14 protein-coding genes are annotated in these 17,174 nt (G+C 40.9%); 9 read left to right on the top strand and 5 right to left on the bottom strand.

Features of this window, described 5'->3' with window-relative positions; translation table 11 throughout:
* Positions 1 to 83: 83 nt before the first annotated feature.
* Positions 84 to 3,497 carry a factor H binding protein domain-containing protein gene (locus AC4MDD_RS13265; protein WP_491881816.1) on the bottom strand — a complete coding sequence of 1,138 codons (3,414 nt, stop codon included), beginning with the start codon at positions 3,495 to 3,497 and terminating at the stop codon, positions 84 to 86.
* A 207-nt stretch (positions 3,498 to 3,704) separates the two neighbouring features.
* On the opposite strand from AC4MDD_RS13265, the gene AC4MDD_RS13260 reads away from it, so the two are divergent.
* The 3 genes from AC4MDD_RS13260 to AC4MDD_RS13250 all read left to right on the top strand — a co-directional run bounded on the left by AC4MDD_RS13260 (position 3,705) and on the right by AC4MDD_RS13250 (position 8,255).
* Positions 3,705 to 4,795, top strand: a protein-coding gene (locus AC4MDD_RS13260; protein ID WP_125625403.1) for an IS4-like element ISAba33 family transposase whose coding sequence is annotated in 2 segments (ribosomal slippage) — positions 3,705 to 4,245 and positions 4,245 to 4,795 — 1,092 coding nt in all. Because the reading frame shifts where the segments join, the coding sequence is not laid out codon by codon here.
* A gap of 181 nt (positions 4,796 to 4,976) precedes the next feature.
* Positions 4,977 to 6,422 carry a coniferyl aldehyde dehydrogenase gene (locus tag AC4MDD_RS13255; protein ID WP_491881815.1) on the top strand — a complete coding sequence of 482 codons (1,446 nt, stop codon included), beginning with the start codon at positions 4,977 to 4,979 and terminating at the stop codon, positions 6,420 to 6,422.
* Positions 6,423 to 6,536: 114 nt separating this feature from the next.
* Positions 6,537 to 8,255, top strand: a complete 1,719-nt coding sequence (locus tag AC4MDD_RS13250) for a GMC oxidoreductase (protein ID WP_491881814.1) — start codon at positions 6,537 to 6,539, stop codon at positions 8,253 to 8,255.
* A gap of 286 nt (positions 8,256 to 8,541) precedes the next feature.
* On the opposite strand, the gene AC4MDD_RS13245 is transcribed toward AC4MDD_RS13250, so the two are convergent.
* Positions 8,542 to 9,632, bottom strand: a protein-coding gene (locus AC4MDD_RS13245; protein ID WP_341120667.1) for an IS4-like element ISAba33 family transposase whose coding sequence is annotated in 2 segments (ribosomal slippage) — positions 8,542 to 9,092 and positions 9,092 to 9,632 — 1,092 coding nt in all. Because the reading frame shifts where the segments join, the coding sequence is not laid out codon by codon here.
* A gap of 291 nt (positions 9,633 to 9,923) precedes the next feature.
* Here AC4MDD_RS13245 and arsC point away from each other — a divergent pair.
* The 6 genes from arsC to AC4MDD_RS13215 all read left to right on the top strand — a co-directional run bounded on the left by arsC (position 9,924) and on the right by AC4MDD_RS13215 (position 14,198).
* Positions 9,924 to 10,358 carry an arsenate reductase (glutaredoxin) gene (gene arsC, locus AC4MDD_RS13240; RefSeq protein ID WP_195728750.1) on the top strand — a complete coding sequence of 145 codons (435 nt, stop codon included), beginning with the start codon at positions 9,924 to 9,926 and terminating at the stop codon, positions 10,356 to 10,358.
* A gap of 59 nt (positions 10,359 to 10,417) precedes the next feature.
* Positions 10,418 to 10,738, top strand: a complete 321-nt coding sequence (locus AC4MDD_RS13235; RefSeq protein WP_491881813.1) for a metalloregulator ArsR/SmtB family transcription factor — start codon at positions 10,418 to 10,420, stop codon at positions 10,736 to 10,738.
* Between the two features lie 6 nt (positions 10,739 to 10,744).
* Positions 10,745 to 11,218 (top strand): arsenate reductase ArsC, encoded by a 474-nt coding sequence (locus AC4MDD_RS13230; RefSeq protein ID WP_004723198.1) that lies wholly within the window; start codon positions 10,745 to 10,747, stop codon positions 11,216 to 11,218.
* A 7-nt stretch (positions 11,219 to 11,225) separates the two neighbouring features.
* On the top strand, positions 11,226 to 12,269 hold the full coding sequence (arsB, locus tag AC4MDD_RS13225; RefSeq protein WP_491881812.1) for an ACR3 family arsenite efflux transporter: 1,044 nt from the start codon (positions 11,226 to 11,228) through the stop codon (positions 12,267 to 12,269).
* A gap of 5 nt (positions 12,270 to 12,274) precedes the next feature.
* A complete protein-coding gene (gene arsH, locus AC4MDD_RS13220) occupies positions 12,275 to 12,979 on the top strand; it encodes an arsenical resistance protein ArsH (protein WP_114836886.1) in 705 nt (234 codons plus the stop codon).
* A gap of 154 nt (positions 12,980 to 13,133) precedes the next feature.
* Complete coding sequence (locus AC4MDD_RS13215) at positions 13,134 to 14,198, top strand: ArsO family NAD(P)H-dependent flavin-containing monooxygenase (RefSeq protein WP_491881811.1); 1,065 nt, start codon at positions 13,134 to 13,136, stop codon at positions 14,196 to 14,198.
* Between the two features lie 274 nt (positions 14,199 to 14,472).
* Here the strand turns inward: AC4MDD_RS13215 and AC4MDD_RS13210 are convergent, their stop codons facing one another.
* The 3 genes from AC4MDD_RS13210 to fahA are packed head-to-tail and all read right to left on the bottom strand — an operon-like array spanning position 14,473 to position 17,013.
* Positions 14,473 to 15,048, bottom strand: a complete 576-nt coding sequence (locus AC4MDD_RS13210) for a VOC family protein (RefSeq protein ID WP_005005954.1) — start codon at positions 15,046 to 15,048, stop codon at positions 14,473 to 14,475.
* A gap of 21 nt (positions 15,049 to 15,069) precedes the next feature.
* A complete protein-coding gene (maiA, locus tag AC4MDD_RS13205; RefSeq protein WP_491881810.1) occupies positions 15,070 to 15,708 on the bottom strand; it encodes a maleylacetoacetate isomerase in 639 nt (212 codons plus the stop codon).
* A 21-nt stretch (positions 15,709 to 15,729) separates the two neighbouring features.
* Positions 15,730 to 17,013: a fumarylacetoacetase gene (fahA, locus tag AC4MDD_RS13200; protein ID WP_491881809.1), complete on the bottom strand. Its 1,284-nt coding sequence runs from the start codon at positions 17,011 to 17,013 to the stop codon at positions 15,730 to 15,732.
* Positions 17,014 to 17,174: the final 161 nt, after the last annotated feature.

The following is a 17,174-nucleotide window of genomic DNA, read 5'->3' as shown; positions in this document are numbered from 1 at the left end:
GAGTTAATGACCGGTAAGACAGTAAAAACCGTCTGAAGTCATAGCAACTTCAGACGGTGATTTAATGGTTAAGGAATGAGCAGTTATTTGGTGATTTCGCCGCGTATGCCGCCAAAGCCGATTTCGTATTTACTATTAGCATTTTTATAATTGGAATAATCACGCCCAGCACCATTCATTTCAACAGAGCCTGAAATTTCCTGAGCCTGTGAGCCATAAAAGCCTAATGAATAATTACCAGTCGTTCCATCAAGACCTTTAGCTGTGCTAGTAATTCCTACTACATCATTTCCTTTTAAATTAATTTTGCTAATAGCACCTTCATCAAGGTTAATTTTACCACCATAATTGCTGGCTTTAAGCAAATAACCTGATCCAGTTTGCTTAGAAAAATCTACATTGTAAGCAAGATCAAAGCTATCATTTAAACGCACCCCGGAACCTGTATAAGTGGCTTTACCTTCAGTGGGAATAGCTACAGATTTAGTGTCAAAGCCAGCTATATCTACGTTATAAGTTGAGCCATTTTGCAACTGATTGACATCATCTTTAACATAACTATATAACCATGTCCCTAAAACCATAGAATATGGTTGTTGGTAACTATAGTTCCAACCTTTACGTTCAGTATACTTACCCTCGCTATTTAGCGTACTTTCATTAATATCCTGATTTTTATAATCATTTAGAGAGAATTTGTTCTTATCAGCAAACGACTTTTCAATTTCAGTAGCTTGAATTAATGCCTCAATATTCAACGCAGTTTTAAGCTGTTCCTGTGAAGTATCGAGATTTTTAGTTGCATAGGTCTGAGCATGGCTATCAGTTAGACCAATCGCTGTACCTTGTGCTACCAACTTGGCTAAATCATCGGCTTGGATTTGAATAGCTGTTTTTAAAGCATCAGCGGCATTATCTTTACCAACATAGGCATCAGCATAAGCTTGGGCACGTGTGACAGATAAACCTGCATCAGTTGCGACCTTTTTCAAGGTAGCATTAGCATCTTTTTGACCTGCAAAGCCGATTTCTTTTTGATCAATCGTGGCTTTACCTGCCACTTCATCAGCCTGTGGACCGAACAGACCCAGCGTATAGGAGCCTGCTGCATTCGCTTGCGCACTACCACTTACACCAGTAACTGATTTGCCATTCAGATTGACTTTGGTCAAATCACCTTCTAGCAATTTAACCGCACCAAATTCTGACAAGCCTTGAATGTCGCCTGAACCTTTACGCTTATCAAAATCAACCAGATAGTTTAACTTACCATTGTCAGATACAGCCGAGAATGCACCGCCGGTATATACGGCTTTACCAGTAGTCGGTACATTTTGGTCAAGAGTAGCTAGACCAGCGACTTTATCAATCTTAAACGTACTCGAAGTCGATGAGTTAGAGCTACTATAATGATCTGTAGTTGTACTGATTGTACCCTTACCTACCACTACCGAATAAGGTTGATTATAGGTCTTATCAACCGATTCCTCGGTTTTAGTGTATTTTGTGTAGGTTGTACCATAAGGCGTGGTAATTTGACCATTACCTGAAATTTGAGAAGTTACCTTAGTATCATTGGTTAAACCACTACCTGTATATGTGCCACCTTTATCAGCCGTTACTGCCTTAGCAACATCCGCCGTCAGCGCATTAGCTACATCACCATCTGCTGTATTCACATTATTATTAGCAAAGGTCTGCGCACGAGTCGCATCCAAACCAGCAGTCTGCGCCTTAGCAAACAAATCCAGTTTCTTATCAGCAATCCGTTTGTTTTCCGCCACAATACCATCAAGGGCAGTTTGTGCAGCATTAGCGTCGACTTCTTTGTTAGCTGCTGCATAGGCAGTAGCTTGGGCGTCAGTTAATCCTGCGGCTTTGGCTTTAGCAACCAAGGCAACACGGTTGGCTTCAATCTTCGCTAAACGTTCTGCTTCGGCTTTTTCGGCAGCAGCTTTTTCAGCGGCTAATTTTTCAGCAACTAAATTATCCAATGCCTTTTGAGCGGCAGCAGCGGTTGCTTCTTTATTAGCTGCTGCATAGGCAGTTGCTTGGGCGTCAGTTAATCCTGCGGCTTTGGCTTTAGCAACCAAGGCAACACGGTTGGCTTCAATCTTCGCTAAACGTTCTGCTTCGGCTTTTTCGGCAGCAGCTTTTTCAGCGGCTAATTTTTCAGCAACTAAATTATCCAATGCCTTTTGAGCGGCGGCAGCGGTTGCTTCTTTATTAGCTGCTGCATAGGCAGTTGCTTGGGCGTCAGTTAATCCTGCGGCTTTGGCTTTAGCAACCAAGGCAACACGGTTGGCTTCAATCTTCGCTAAACGTTCTGCTTCGGCTTTTTCGGCAGCAGCTTTTTCAGCGGCTAATTTTTCAGCAACTAAATTATCCAATGCCTTTTGAGCGGCAGCAGCGGTCGCTTCTTTGTTAGCCGCTGCATAGGCAGTGGCTTGGGCATCGGTTAACCCTGCGGCTTTGGCTTTAGCAACCAAGGCAACACGGTTGGCTTCAATCTTCGCTAAACGTTCTGCTTCGGCTTTTTCGGCAGCAGCTTTTTCAGCGGCTAATTTTTCAGCCACTAAATTATCCAATGCCTTTTGAGCGGCAGTAGCGGTCGCTTCTTTGTTAGCTGCTGCATAGGCAGTGGCTTGGGCGTCAGTTAACCCTGCAGCTTTGGCTTTAGCAACCAAGGCAACACGGTTGGCTTCAATCTTCGCTAAACGTTCTGCTTCAGCTTTTTCAGCAGCAGCTTTTTCGGCAGCTAATTTTTCAGCCACTAAATTATCCAATGCCTTTTGAGCGGCAGTAGCGGTCGCTTCTTTGTTAGCCGCTGCATAGGCAGTGGCTTGGGCGTCAGTTAACCCTGCGGCTTTGGCTTTAGCAACCAAGGCAACACGGTTGGCTTCAATCTTCGCTAAACGTTCTGCTTCAGCTTTTTCAGCAGCAGCTTTTTCGGCAGCAGCTTTTTCAGCCACTAAATTATCCAATGCCTTTTGAGCGGCAGTAGCGGTCGCTTCTTTGTTAGCCGCTGCATAGGCAGTGGCTTGGGCATCGGTTAACCCTGCGGCTTTGGCTTTAGCAACCAAGGCAACACGGTTGGCTTCAATCTTCGCTAAACGTTCTGCTTCAGCTTTTTCAGCAGCAGCTTTTTCGGCAGCTAATTTTTCAGCCACTAAATTATCCAATGCCTTTTGAGCGGCAGTAGCGGTCGCTTCTTTGTTAGCCGCTGCATAGGCAGTGGCTTGGGCATCGGTTAACCCTGCGGCTTTGGCTTTAGCAACCAAGGCAACACGGTTGGCTTCAATCTTCGCTAAACGTTCTGCTTCGGCTTTTTCGGCAGCAGCTTTTTCAGCGGCAGCTTTTTCAGCGGCAGCTTTCTCAGCAGCAGTCTGTTCAGTAATTACTGGAGAAGTAGATGTTGTTGAATGACTTCCACCACTACTACAAGCAGCAGTACTTAGTGCCAAAATAATAGCAGCACTTAGCGTTGTTAAATTCATTGATTGCATAGATACCCTAAATTAAATTATGGATTTAATGTGTAATTAATGTTTGTTTGTATTACATTACGTTTCAACTTATTATAGTAAATATCTAACTAAAAAAATGAGTATTCTTAAAAAAAAACTTTTTTTTCTTTGTACACGACAAAAAAAGATAACTCATTGAAATAATGGCATAATACTTGTTTTCTGACGACGAATATGATGACACATTTCAATGAGTTACATCTCATCTTAAACAAATATCTAAAGTGGAACAAGTCACATGCAAAATGTTTTACACTGATTATGCTTGCATTAATTGTAAAACAGACATGTAATCTTTCTTCTGCATCTAAAGCCTTACCCATCAAGTGCTTACCACAATCATTTTATCGACGTATACAACGCTTCTTTGCAGATCAGTATTTCGATTATCGTCAAATTTCTCAGTTAATTTTCAATATATTTTCATTCGATAAAGTCCAATTAACTTTGGATAGAACTAATTGGAAATGGGGAAAACGAGATATCAATATCTTGATGTTAGCCATCGTCTATCGTGGAATAGCGATACCTATTGTTTGGACATTGCTCAATAAACGTGGAAATTCAGATACAAAAGAGCGTATTGCTTTGATTCAACGCTTTATCTCCATTTTTGGTAAAGATCGTATTGTGAATGTGTTTGCAGACAGAGAATTTATCGGTGAGAAATGGTTTACATGGTTAATTGAAAATGACATTAACTTCTGTATACGTGTTAAAAAAACTTTATTGTGACCAATCACTTAGCCAAGAATCATAAAATTAGTGATTTATTTCGTCATCTTCAAGTTGGTCAAACTGAATGTCGTAAACGACGTATTTGGGTTGGTCGAGTGAAACTGTATATTAGTGCGCTACGATTAGAAGATGGAGAACTTTTACTTGTTGTTTCTCCTATGTTTAATGCTTCTGCTATTCGTGATTATGCATTACGCTGGGAAATCGAAACCTTATTTAGTTGTCTCAAAGGACGTGGATTCAATCTTGAAAATACTCGTTTAACAGACCCTAGACGAGTCAAGAAATTGATAGCAGTGCTAGCTATCGGTTTCTGTTGGTGCTATTTAACAGGTGAATGGCAACATGATCGGAAAAAAGCGATAAAAATAAAGAAGCATGGACGACTTTCAGTAAGTTTATTTCGCTACGGTTTGGACTATGTTCAAATGGCTATTCTACGTTTGATTGGTTTTGGAAAAAAAGAAGAATTTAAGAAAGTGCTAGCAATTTTAAGAAAGAAAAAGCCTGATAGGACAAGGGTCCTATGAAATTTGTCGTGTACAGAGAACTTCCCATTACAACATTCCATGTTGTCCTAAAAGATCAATTTAGTGTCCTAAAAAGTCAAGCATAATTCAAGTCATTTGTTAAAGTAGGATAAGAGATTGTCTCAACCAACATAGAAAAGAAGTATTGAATCACCATTTTTAACCGTGAAAGGAAAAGCATATGCAACTTACGGTTCAGTCTCATATCGAGCAAACAGTGATAGAACAGACATTACACGATTGTTTTCAATTACAGCGCAAAAGCTTTCATCAGCAAGGCATTGAAACGATTGCGCAACGTAAGCAACATTTACTGAATTTAAAAGCATTGATTAACGATCACCGTGAAGCAATTATTGACGCCCTGAATCGTGATTATGGCAATCGTTCACGTCATGAAACCTTATTGGCAGAAATTATTACTGTCACGGATGACATTAACGGCAGCATCAAACATTTGAAGCAGTGGACTAAAGTACAAAAACGACATGTCGATCATAGCCTGTATTTTGGTGCGAAGAACCGCGTAATTCCTCAGCCACTGGGGGTGATTGGAATTATTGTGCCGTGGAATTTCCCCATCAATTTGATGTTTTCACAGTTGTCGGCCGTGTTTGCTGCGGGAAATGCGGCTATGGTTAAAATGTCTGAAAATTCAAGACATTTGGCTGAATTGCTGATTGAGTTAAGCCCCAAATATTTTAAAGCGGAAAAATTACAGATTTTCGATGAGACTGGTGAAGTGGGCATCACTTTTTCAAAACTGCCGTTTGATCACTTGATGTTTACTGGCTCTGGTGCGACAGGGCGTAAAGTCATGGCTGCTGCAGCACAAAACTTAACCCCTGTGACTCTGGAACTGGGTGGTAAATCTCCTGCGGTGATTGACCCTGAATACCCTATTGAGAAAGCTGTAGAACGCATTATGTTTGTGAAACAGTTTAATGCGGGACAAATTTGTACCAATGTCGATTATTTATTTGTACATGAGTCGAGGTTACAAGCGTTTATTCAAGCGGCATCAGTTTGGGTGCAGGAACATGTGCCTGATATTCATAGCAAAGATTATACTTCTGTGATTGATGAGCGTGCATTTCAGCGCTTAGTACATAGCTTGGCAGATGCTGAAGCCAAAGGGGCTAGTTTAATTAATTTAAATCAGCAAGAGCCAGATGCTGCGACACGAAAATTTCCACTGACTTTGGTGTTGAACAGTAATGATGAGATGGAAATTGATACGCGTGAAACCTTTGGCCCGATCTTGATGGTCAAAACCTACCAGAAGCCTGAAGATGTGGTTGACTATATTGTTCAGCGTGATCGTCCATTGGCCTTTTATCCATTTAGCAATAACAAAAGCTTAGTCGAATTTTATATCAGCAGAGTTATGTCGGGCGGGGTTTCGGTCAATGATGCCTTATTTCATGTCAGGCAACATGACTTACCATTTGGTGGGGTCGGTGCCAGCGGGATGGGGCATTATCATGGCTATGAAGGCTTTTTGACTTTTTCTAAAATGCGCCCTGTATTTTATCAGGCAGGTTTCTCAAGTTTGAAGTTTCTCGCGCCACCGTATGGAAAATTTGCTAATTGGCTGCTGAATTTATTGATTCGAATGAAGTCATAAGCGCTTAAATGTTAAAACCTCAACATCACTTTTCATTTCAAGATGGGTATTTTGAAGTGAAGGGATTGGTGTGTTTAAAAACAGAAAAATAAAACTATTAAAGGAGTTAATAGGATGAAGAATACAGATTTTGATTTTGATCAAATCGTGATTGGCTCAGGCTTTGGTGGATCGGTCAGTGCTTTACGCCTCAGTGAAAAAGGCTATAAAGTCCTGATTTTGGAGAAAGGTTTACGCCGTGAAGACAAGGATTTTCCAACCACCAATTTAGACACCAAAAACTATTTGTGGCGGCCTGAACTGGGATTCAGAGGTACGATGCAATTTACTTTCACCAGTAAAACCACCATTTTGCATGGAGTAGGCGTCGGTGGGGGCTCACAAATTTATGCCAATGTACACTTAATTCCACCTGATGCGGTTTTTGAGTCCGAGGCATGGACCAAGATTCGTAAAGACTGGAAAGAAACCTTAAAGCCGTTTTATGGTCTCGCTCAACGCATGTTAGGTACAGCGAATAATACTTATACCAATATTGCAGACGACACGTTAAAAGAAGTTGCGAGTGACATTGGATATGCAAACTCCTTTAAAACGGTGAATACGGGGGTCTTCTTTTCGCAAGTAGCTGGTCAGGAAGGACAAGTAGCGAAAGATCCGTATTTCAATGGAGCTGGACCAGATCGTAACTCCTGTATTTATTGTGGTAGTTGTATGTTGGGCTGTCGTAATAATGCCAAAAACACCCTCATGAAAAACTACTTGTATTTTGCTGAACGTAATGGCGTTGAGATTCGACCAAGTTCAGAAGTGGTGAAAATTACACCATTGAATGAAGATGGTAGCGCAGGTTACGAAGTAATAGTCAAAGAAACTCTTGGGAAACAAGTTCGTCAGTATAGTTTGCGCAGTCGAGGGGTAGTGTTATCTGCAGGGGTGATGGGTACGGTACCGATGTTGTTAAAAATGCGTGATCAGCATAAGACTTTACCCAATATTTCTTCATTGCTTGGACAGGAGGTTCGGACGAACTCAGAAACCCTGACCACAGTGAACAACACAGGGAAAAAACTGGATGATGGGGTGGCAATCAGCTCTTTTATTTCGGTCGATGCAGATACCAATATCGAGGTCACACGTTTCCCTGAAGGTGCAGATGCTTCATGGATTTATATTCCATATGTGCCGATGGTGACTGGTCAGGGCTTTATGCGCTTTATGAAGTTTGTGTCCAATACACTGTTACATCCCTTAAAAACCTTTAAAGTACTGCGTTATAAGGGTAAAGCCAAAGATTCGATCATTTTATTGGTGATGCAAAAATCTGAAGCATTCATTCATTTTGAATGGCGTAGAAAGTGGTATAGATTATTCCAGAATAGTATCACTGCCGTGCAAAAAGAAGGGGACACGCCACTCACCGTTTCATTCCCAGCGGCTGAAGAAGCCACTAAAATGATTGCACAAAAGTTAGGTGGAGAACCGGGTTCTGCACTCACCGAAATTTTACTGGGAACGCCAACGACAGCACATATTATGAGTGGTGTCGCGATGGGCAATGACAAGTCGAATGGCGTTGTGGACTTCACTGGTCAAGTCTTTGGTTATCAAAATTTACGCGTATTAGATGGTTCGATTGTACCTGGAAATTTAGGTGTGAATCCCTCACTGACCATTACCGCACTGTCTGAATTTGCGATGAGTCAAATCCCAGTGTTCTCCGCAGAGCGGGCAGCAAAGATTCAGCGTATCGAATTTAGTCAGCCTTTGGACGGACAGGTGTCTGACTTGAAGGGTACTGGTGATTTAGCCAGTGCATTAACTAATGCTTAAAAAAGTGGATACGGTTTGGGCTGGTGATGGTGCCTAATACGGCAAATTTGACATCTGAAGCAATACAATCTTGAGATCATTATCCCTCTAACGCTGTATGACAGTGTTAGAGGGCGTTGCTGATTTTATGGGCTATAATTCAGAAATTCCTAAGCTAAGAAGAGAGCGAAAAGCTGTCTTACCTTGTTACCGATTAATTGGGCGGGCATTACTGAGTCTATTCGTAAACCCAAAAGCCATGGTTTATTTTTTCTTTTTATAAAATATGCTCTGTACACGACAAATTTCATAGGATCCTTGTCCTATCAGGCTTTTTCTTTCTTAAAATTGCTAGCACTTTCTTAAATTCTTCTTTTTTTCCAAAACCAATCAAACGTAGAATAGCCATTTGAACATAGTCCAAACCGTAGCGAAATAAACTTACTGAAAGTCGTCCATGCTTCTTTATTTTTATCGCTTTTTTTCGATCATGTTGCCATTCACCTGTTAAATAGCACCAACAGAAACCGATAGCTAGCACTGCTATCAATTTCTTGACTCGTCTAGGGTCTGTTAAACGAGTATTTTCAAGATTGAATCCACGTCCTTTGAGACAACTAAATAAGGTTTCGATTTCCCAGCGTAATGCATAATCACGAATAGCAGAAGCATTAAACATAGGAGAAACAACAAGTAAAAGTTCTCCATCTTCTAATCGTAGCGCACTAATATACAGTTTCACTCGACCAACCCAAATACGTCGTTTACGACATTCAGTTTGACCAACTTGAAGATGACGAAATAAATCACTAATTTTATGATTCTTGGCTAAGTGATTGGTCACAATAAAGTTTTTTTAACACGTATACAGAAGTTAATGTCATTTTCAATTAACCATGTAAACCATTTCTCACCGATAAATTCTCTGTCTGCGAACACATTCACAATACGGTCTTTACCAAAAATAGAGATAAAGCGTTGAATCAAAGCAATACGCTCTTTTGTATCTGAATTTCCACGTTTATTGAGCAATGTCCAAACAATAGGTATCGCTATTCCACGATAGACGATGGCTAACATCAAGATATTGATATCTCGTTTTCCCCATTTCCAATTAGTTCTATCCAAAGTTAATTGGACTTTATCAAATGAAAATATATTGAAAATTAACTGAGAAATTTGACGATAATCGAAATACTGACCTGCAAAGAAGCGTTGTATACGTCGATAAAATGATTGTGGTAAGCACTTGATGGGTAAGGCTTTAGATGCAGAAGAAAGATTACATGTCTGTTTTACAATTAATGCAATCATAATCAGTGTAAAACATTTTACATGTGACTTGTTCCACTTTAGATATTTGTTTAAGATGAGATGTAACTCATTGAAATGTGTCATCATATTCGTAGTCAGAAAACAAGTATTATGCCATTATTTCAATGAGTTATCTTTTTTTGTCGTGTACAAAGTAAAATATGACAAGTAAAATCAAAATAATAACTAAGATCAAAGTAATCATAACTGTTTCCATAGCTTGACCTCTAAATCTTGGATTTTATCTAATTTTAACACGCTCATTCGATCACTATATATTCAAAAAAGATCATTTTTCATTCTTTAAATATGGAATTGCATATATATGTTTATTCATATATAAGTATATATAAAGATTCAATTGAGTTTGAGCAAATGACTGCTACTCCAAAAGTTAAGATTTATCATAACCCTGAATGTGGTACATCACGTAATACATTGGCATTAATTCGTAATGCCAATATTGAACCTGAAGTGATTGAGTACCTTGTAACACCTCCATCTAAAAATGAACTAATTCAAATGATCGCGGATGCAGGTTTAACGGTGAGAGAAGCGATTCGTAAGAATGTTGATCCTTATCGTGATCTCGAGTTGGGCCGTGAGGACTGGACGGATGAACAGCTTTTAGATTTTATGCTGCAGCATCCAATTTTGATTAACCGTCCATTTGTAGTGACTGAGTTAGGAACTCGTTTAAGTCGTCCGTCAGAATTGGTTTTAGAAATTCTGCCACTCCCACAAAAGGGTGCTTTCACTAAAGAAGATGGTGAACAAGTACTGGATGCAAATGGGCAGCGATTGAAATAAAAATTTCATGGATATATGTGAATATTGATATATCCATATATTTGAGTGAGTAAAAAAATATGGATCAAATCAATTTCTTTAAATGTTTGGCTGATGAAACGCGATTCAACATCGTCATGTTGGTTCTTGGAAATAATGAACAATGTGTTTGTGATTTGGCTGAAAAATTAGAGTTGAGCCAACCCAAGATTTCACGGCATTTAGCCTTATTACGCTCTTCTGGTCTTTTACAAGATCGACGTCAAGGGCAATGGGTCTATTACAGTCTCAATCCCAATTTACCCACTTGGTGCGTAGACGTACTTAACACCCTTAAAAATGCTGATTTACAGCCAAAAGTTGCTCCATCATTTCAACAAATCAATAGTTATTGCGAGTAGAACAATATGAAATTCCTTTTTTTATGTACTGGAAATAGTTGTCGTAGCATCCTGTCAGAAGTGCTGTTTAATAGTCGTGCCCCAGAGGGTTGGAAAGCATACAGTGCAGGTAGTAAGCCATCAGGGCAAGTACATCCATTGACCATTGAAACATTAGAAAATTTGGGTCTTTCAACAGATGGTTTGTGGAGTAAAACCATTGATGATTGTGAACAATATCAACCTGACGTGGTGATTACGGTTTGTGATTCGGCAGCGCAAGAAGCGTGTCCACTGTATTTAGGCGGAGCAATCAAGGCACATTGGGGCTTGGCTGATCCTTCGCATTTAGACTTGCCGAAAGAAGAGAAGCTCAAAGCATTCCAAGTGACTGTAGACCATGTCAATCGTCGTTTAGATGCATTGTTGGCACTCGATACAGCGCACATGTCTCGTCCTGAATTGATTGCTGCAATCAATCACATCTCAGATATTGAATGAGAACATCATGGCTCAACAAAGACTGTCATTTTTAGATCGTAACCTCACGCTATGGATTTTCATTGCGATGGGGTTGGGAATTGCGATCGGTGTGTTCTTTCCACAAGCCTCAGTGGCATTGGATAAAATGAGTGTGGATTCCGTCAATATTCCAATTGCGATAGGTTTGATTTTGATGATGTATCCACCTTTGGCAAAAGTGGATTATGCCGCGCTACCACAAGTGTTTAAAGACAAAAAAACCTTAACTTTGTCTTTGGTACAGAACTGGGTGATAGCACCAGTACTAATGTTTACATTAGCCATTATTTTTCTACATAGCTATCCAGAGTATATGACAGGCTTAATCCTGATAGGACTGGCTCGTTGTATTGCGATGGTCTTGGTGTGGAACGGTTTGGCCTGTGGGGATAACCAATATGTTGCTGCATTGGTGGCCTTTAACAGTATCTTCCAAATTTTATTTTTCAGTACCTATGCTTGGTTGTTCTTGACCTTCTTACCACCTTATTTTGGTGTTGCAGGGCAAGTGATCAATGTCGATTTCTGGACGATTACCCATGCGGTACTGGTGTATTTGGGAATTCCATTTTTCCTTGGCTTTATGACGCGATTCACTCTAGTGAAAGCTAAAGGTTTGGATTGGTATCAACATGTCTTTTTACCGAAGATCGGTCCGCTGAGTCTGTTGGCTTTATTATTCACGATTGTGGCGATGTTTAGCCTGAAAGGAAACGATGTGGTGAGCTTGCCACTCGATGTCTTGCGTATTGCCATTCCATTGACCATTTACTTTATCGTGATGTTCTTCATCAGCTTCTTCATGAGCAAATGGATGGGGAACGATTATCCTAAAACCACAGCCATTTCTTTTACTGCTGCGGGAAATAATTTTGAATTGGCGCTGGCTGTAGCCATTGCAACTTTTGGTTTAGCTTCACCTGTGGCGTTTACTACTGTAATTGGTCCACTGGTTGAAGTACCAGTGTTGATTGCTTTAGTCAGTGTGTCTTTGTGGCTTAGAAAAAAGTTTTTTAAAGAAGAGGTGTAATTTCTATGACTCTCCCAAATGTAGATATGAATCTTCTCGATCAACCGACTTTAGAAAAAGTACAAGCTAAAGAGCTGGATCATCCACCCCGTATTTTGCTGCTGTATGGTTCAAACCGTGAGCGTTCATACAGCCGTTTGGCTGTAATGGAAGCAGGACGTATCTTGGAGCAGTTTGGTGCCGAAGTAAAAATCTTTCATCCTAAAGGGCTGCCTTTACCTGAAGATGCGGACACTGAGCATCCCAAAGTTAAAGAGTTGCATGATCTACTCGCATGGGCAGAAGGGATGGTATGGTGTTCGCCGGAACGTCATGGCTCCATGAGTTCAATTTTTAAATCACAAATTGATTGGATTCCACTGGCAGGTGGTGCGATTCGTGCAACCCAAGGCAAGACTTTGGCGCTCATGCAAGTCAGTGGTGGTTCGCAGTCTTTTAATAGCTTAAACCAGATGCGTATTTTAGGCCGCTGGATGCGCATGATCACCATTCCAAACCAATCGTCTATTCCCAAAGCTTTTTTAGAGTTTGAAGAAGATGGACGAATGAAACCTTCAGCCTTTTATGATCGAATTGTCGATGTTATGGAGGAGCTGTATAAATTCACGCTACTGACGCGTGGGCAAAGTCAGTACCTTACAGACCGCTATTCAGAGCGAAAAGAGTCGGCAGAAGAATTATCTAAGCGTGTCAATCAACGGAGTTTATAAACTCTAGATGATCAAAGATGTTGAAAAGTAGCTTGTGTAATTGAAAAGTCCAATTACAGATTTGATCAGTTTTTAAAAGTCACTTAGTTTGTTGAATAGACTGGGCTTTTTTAATTATGAATATGGCTTCACTATAATCAAGAGGAGAGATGCTTTGGCACAACTACAAGCACAAGTCGATGTGGTTATTATTGGTGGTGGTCAGTCGGCACTTGCTACAGCTTATTTTCTCAAACGTAAAAAAGTTCCATTTGTGATTTTAGATGATCAATCGCAGGCGGGCGGTGCATGGCTGCATGCTTGGCAGTCGCTACATCTTTTTTCACCGCATACATGGAGTTCGTTGTCGGGTTGGATGATGCCAACGACTGAACACACCTACCCAACGCGAAATGAAGTGATCGAGTATTTGTTGGCATACGAGCAACGCTATCAATTTCCGACCATTCGGCCAGTCCATGTCGATCATATTGAACAAAAAGATGACTATTTAGATGTGTATGCTGGCGAACAATATTGGCGAGCTAAAGCGGTGGTCAGTGCTACAGGAACATGGAGTCAACCTTATATTCCACATTATGAAGGACATGAGCGATTTGAAGGGATACAAATACATTCAGCTCATTACGTAAATCCAGAGCCTTTCATCAATAAAAAAGTGATCGTGGTTGGAGGTGGCAACTCTGGTGCACAAATTCTTGCTGAAGTCTCAAAAGTTGCAGATACCACTTGGGTCACAGTAACACCACCTCAATTTTTATCGGATGATGTTGATGGGCGGGTCTTGTTTCTTCGGGCAACGGAGCGTTTAAAAGCCCAACAGGAAGGTAAAGTGATCAATCAGCCTGTTGGTGGTCTGGGTGATATTGTCATGATAGACACTGTCAAAGAGGCCCGTGAACGTGGCGTATTACATAGCCGAGAACCGTTTAATGCATTTGAAGAACATTCAGTTGTTTGGGCGGATGGTACAACACAAGCCGTAGATGCTGTGATTTGGTGTACAGGGTTCAAAGCTTCACTGAATCATTTAATAAGTCTTGATGTGGTAGAACCTGATCAAACGGTTGCTGTCCATAATGGGCGTTCAATGAAAGTAAATAATTTATGGTTGGTTGGCTATGGTGAGTGGACAGGCATGGCATCGGCGACTTTAATTGGAGTGTCCAGAACAGCAAGAGCTGCGGCTGATGAAATTGCTGCCTACTTGACTAGCTAAAACGTATAAGTTTAAATGGATGCATAGACAGGTTTCATACATGAACAATTCGATTTGATTCGATACGGAGGAGGACGGAAATAGAATTCGCCGTGAAGCAAATGGAAAGCAATTATTGATGATTGATAGGAGATTTAAGCTACTCTAAGTAGCTAATTAAAATAAGAAAACCTATCTATTGAAATCAGAAAAGCAGCCGAAGCTGCTTTGTGTTTTTTTATCATCGTTGAACTTGCCTCTAAGGCATTCACCATCAGCACAACTTCCGCCAGACTTAGGCGTCTACTTTGGCGGTACGAGAGTTATGGCTTAATTCATCTGCATGTAGGAAATGCGTATGCTGCGGTGCGCGTTTGGTTTTGCTCCATTCTTCCAGCATGTCATATTTCATTTGTTCAGTAATCATGGCAATTTTTTGTGGTGCTTTTTCATCGTCATAGGCCAGTTCCAAACGATGGCCATTTGGATCAAAGAAATAAATTGAGTGGAAAATACCATGATTGGTAATGCCCAAGACCTCTATGCCATTGGCTTCTAGGTGTTCTTTAGCATCAATCAGTGCCTGACGGTCTTTGACTTTGAGTGCAATGTGCTGCACCCATTTTGGGGTGTTTTCATCACGACCCATTTCAGGCTGGGTTGGTAGTTCAAAGAAAGCCAGCACATTACCGTTTCCTGCGTCTAGGAATAGGTGCATATAGGGATCAAAGGCTTTGGTTGAGGGGACATGGTCTTCAGCAAAGGCGAGAATGAAATCCATATTTAGATTTTTTTTGTACCATTCCACCGTTTCTTTGGCATCTTTACAACGGTAGGCCACATGGTGGATTTTTTCAATTTGAATGGTCATTTTTATATCCTTATAAAAAACTTAAGCAGCTTCAGGCTGCATTTCAGGTGCAGCGTGTTGAAAGGCCTCTAAACTGTTGCAATGGGTATAGATCGAACAAATTTTTGGATAATCGGATAAATCAAGATTAAAACGTAGAGCGTTATAGACTTGTGGAATCAGGCAGCAATCTGCGAGGGTAGGCTGATTGCCAAAACAGAATTTGCCATTTGACTGTTCCAGTTGTGCTTCAAGGGCTTTAAAGCCCGTTAAAACCCAGTGTTTATACCAAGCTATTTTCTGCGCATCACTTATTTCCAATGTACCCGTCAGGTACTGAAGTACCCGTAGGTTGTTGAGTGGGTGGATGTCGCAGGCAATACTCAAACTAAATGCACGGATCAAAGCACGCTGCTGCAAGTCTTGAGGGAGCAAGGCCATGTCTGGGAATTTTTCTTCTAAATATTCAAGAATACTTAGCGATTGAGTCAGAACAAAATCTTGCTCTGCCCATGTGGGCACCAGCTCACTCGCATTGATCTGACGGTAGCTTTCACTATGCTGCTCGCCGCCATTATTGACTAAGTGCACAGGTACATGTTCAGCAGTCAGACCTTTTAAATTCAGGCCAATACGAACTCGGTAAGCCGCAGAACTACGAAAATAGGTATACAGTTTCATGGGCAACATCCTGGTCTGCAATTATTGGGTAAAACCAAAATCCACTGCTGGCAGAATTTTGCCGCTGACTTCACCAAAGCCAATACGCAAATCATCTTTTTCGCAATAGCCTTTCATAATGACGGTATCGCCGTCTTGAATGAAGTTACGCTGTTCGCCATTTGATAGCGTTAAAGGTTTGGTGGCATTCCAAGTGATTTCGAGCAATGAACCATAAGAATCTGGAGTTGGCCCTGAAATGGTCCCTGAACCCATCAAATCACCGACCTGCAAGTTACAGCCCGCAATCGTATGATGTGTCAGCTGCTGAGCCATGGACCAGTACATATATTTAAAGTTGGTTTTGCAGATCACATCACTTTTTTCGTCATTCTCAGGCTGAATTTCAACCGAAAGATGAATGTCATAGCTGTTGCTGCTGTTGTCTTCACACAGATAAGCCAAAGGTTTTGGCTCTTGTTCAGGCGAACTGGTTTTAAATGGCTCAAGTGCTTCCAGCGTCACAATCCAAGGTGAAATAGACGACGCAAAAGTTTTGGCATTAAACGGACCAAGTGGCACATATTCCCATTGCTGCAAGTCACGAGCAGACCAGTCATTAAACAGCACCATACCGAAAATATGATCCCAAGCGTTTTCAATTGGAACAGGTTGACCCAGCTGACTTGCCTTGCCTACGATAAAACCAGTTTCAAGTTCAAAGTCGAGTTTACGGCAAGCAGAAAATACGGGACGTTCTGAATCTGGCAGCTTGATTTGTCCTGATGGACGGACAATGTCTGTACCACTCACAATGACCGAGCTGGCACGACCGTTATAACCAACAGGGAGTTCTGACCAGTTGGGCAGCAGCGCATTTTTCGGGTCACGGAACATGCAACCGACATTGGTGGCATGTTCTTTAGACGAATAGAAATCGGTATAGCCTGAGATGTTTACAGGCATATGCATTTTAACGTCTGATTGTTTGAAGAAAACCTGATCACGCAGGGTCTGATTATCACGAAGTTCAGGATTATCTGCGGACAACAAAACTTGTAATTCAGCGCGGACCTTAGACCAATTGGCTTGACCTGATTCAATAAACAAATTCAGTGTCGGCTGATTAAAGAGCAGTTTACCATCTGCCACTTTGCAATAACCATGCGCTTCCAGTACCGCCAGATCAATTACCCATTCTCCCAGTGCTACGCCAGCACGAGGCTGCGAATTGTGTTTTTCACTAAAAATGCCATAAGGCAGGTTTTCTAGCGGGAAATCTGAATGTGCAGCAATTTCAACAAATGACTTCAAGCGTTTGCTCATGGATATTGATCCTTTCCGTGGAAAATTTAAGTTCTAGATAGAATCATACTTATATTTTAAAATTACGCAATAAATAATTTATTTATGAATAGTGTAAATTATTGAGCTATACTACTCTGAATGAGAGAGTCAGGTTTAGATGGCTCACATTTTTGATTTAA

Source organism: Acinetobacter sp. CAU_H_29a_1, from assembly GCF_058599505.1.
This window is presented reverse-complemented; position numbering and strand designations above follow the sequence as displayed.

Bases quoted from the DNA above. Each gene is read 5' to 3' on its own strand.
- AC4MDD_RS13265 (WP_491881816.1), bottom strand. From the start codon at position 3,497: ATGAATTTAACAACGCTAAGTGCTGCTATTATTTTGGCACTAAGTACT.
- AC4MDD_RS13255 (WP_491881815.1), top strand. From the start codon at position 4,977: ATGCAACTTACGGTTCAGTCTCATATCGAGCAAACAGTGATAGAACAG.
- AC4MDD_RS13250 (WP_491881814.1), top strand. From the start codon at position 6,537: ATGAAGAATACAGATTTTGATTTTGATCAAATCGTGATTGGCTCAGGC.
- arsC (WP_195728750.1), top strand. From the start codon at position 9,924: ATGACTGCTACTCCAAAAGTTAAGATTTATCATAACCCTGAATGTGGT.
- AC4MDD_RS13235 (WP_491881813.1), top strand. From the start codon at position 10,418: ATGGATCAAATCAATTTCTTTAAATGTTTGGCTGATGAAACGCGATTC.
- AC4MDD_RS13230 (WP_004723198.1), top strand. From the start codon at position 10,745: ATGAAATTCCTTTTTTTATGTACTGGAAATAGTTGTCGTAGCATCCTG.
- arsB (WP_491881812.1), top strand. From the start codon at position 11,226: ATGGCTCAACAAAGACTGTCATTTTTAGATCGTAACCTCACGCTATGG.
- arsH (WP_114836886.1), top strand. From the start codon at position 12,275: ATGACTCTCCCAAATGTAGATATGAATCTTCTCGATCAACCGACTTTA.
- AC4MDD_RS13210 (WP_005005954.1), bottom strand. From the start codon at position 15,048: ATGACCATTCAAATTGAAAAAATCCACCATGTGGCCTACCGTTGTAAA.
- maiA (WP_491881810.1), bottom strand. From the start codon at position 15,708: ATGAAACTGTATACCTATTTTCGTAGTTCTGCGGCTTACCGAGTTCGT.
- fahA (WP_491881809.1), bottom strand. From the start codon at position 17,013: ATGAGCAAACGCTTGAAGTCATTTGTTGAAATTGCTGCACATTCAGAT.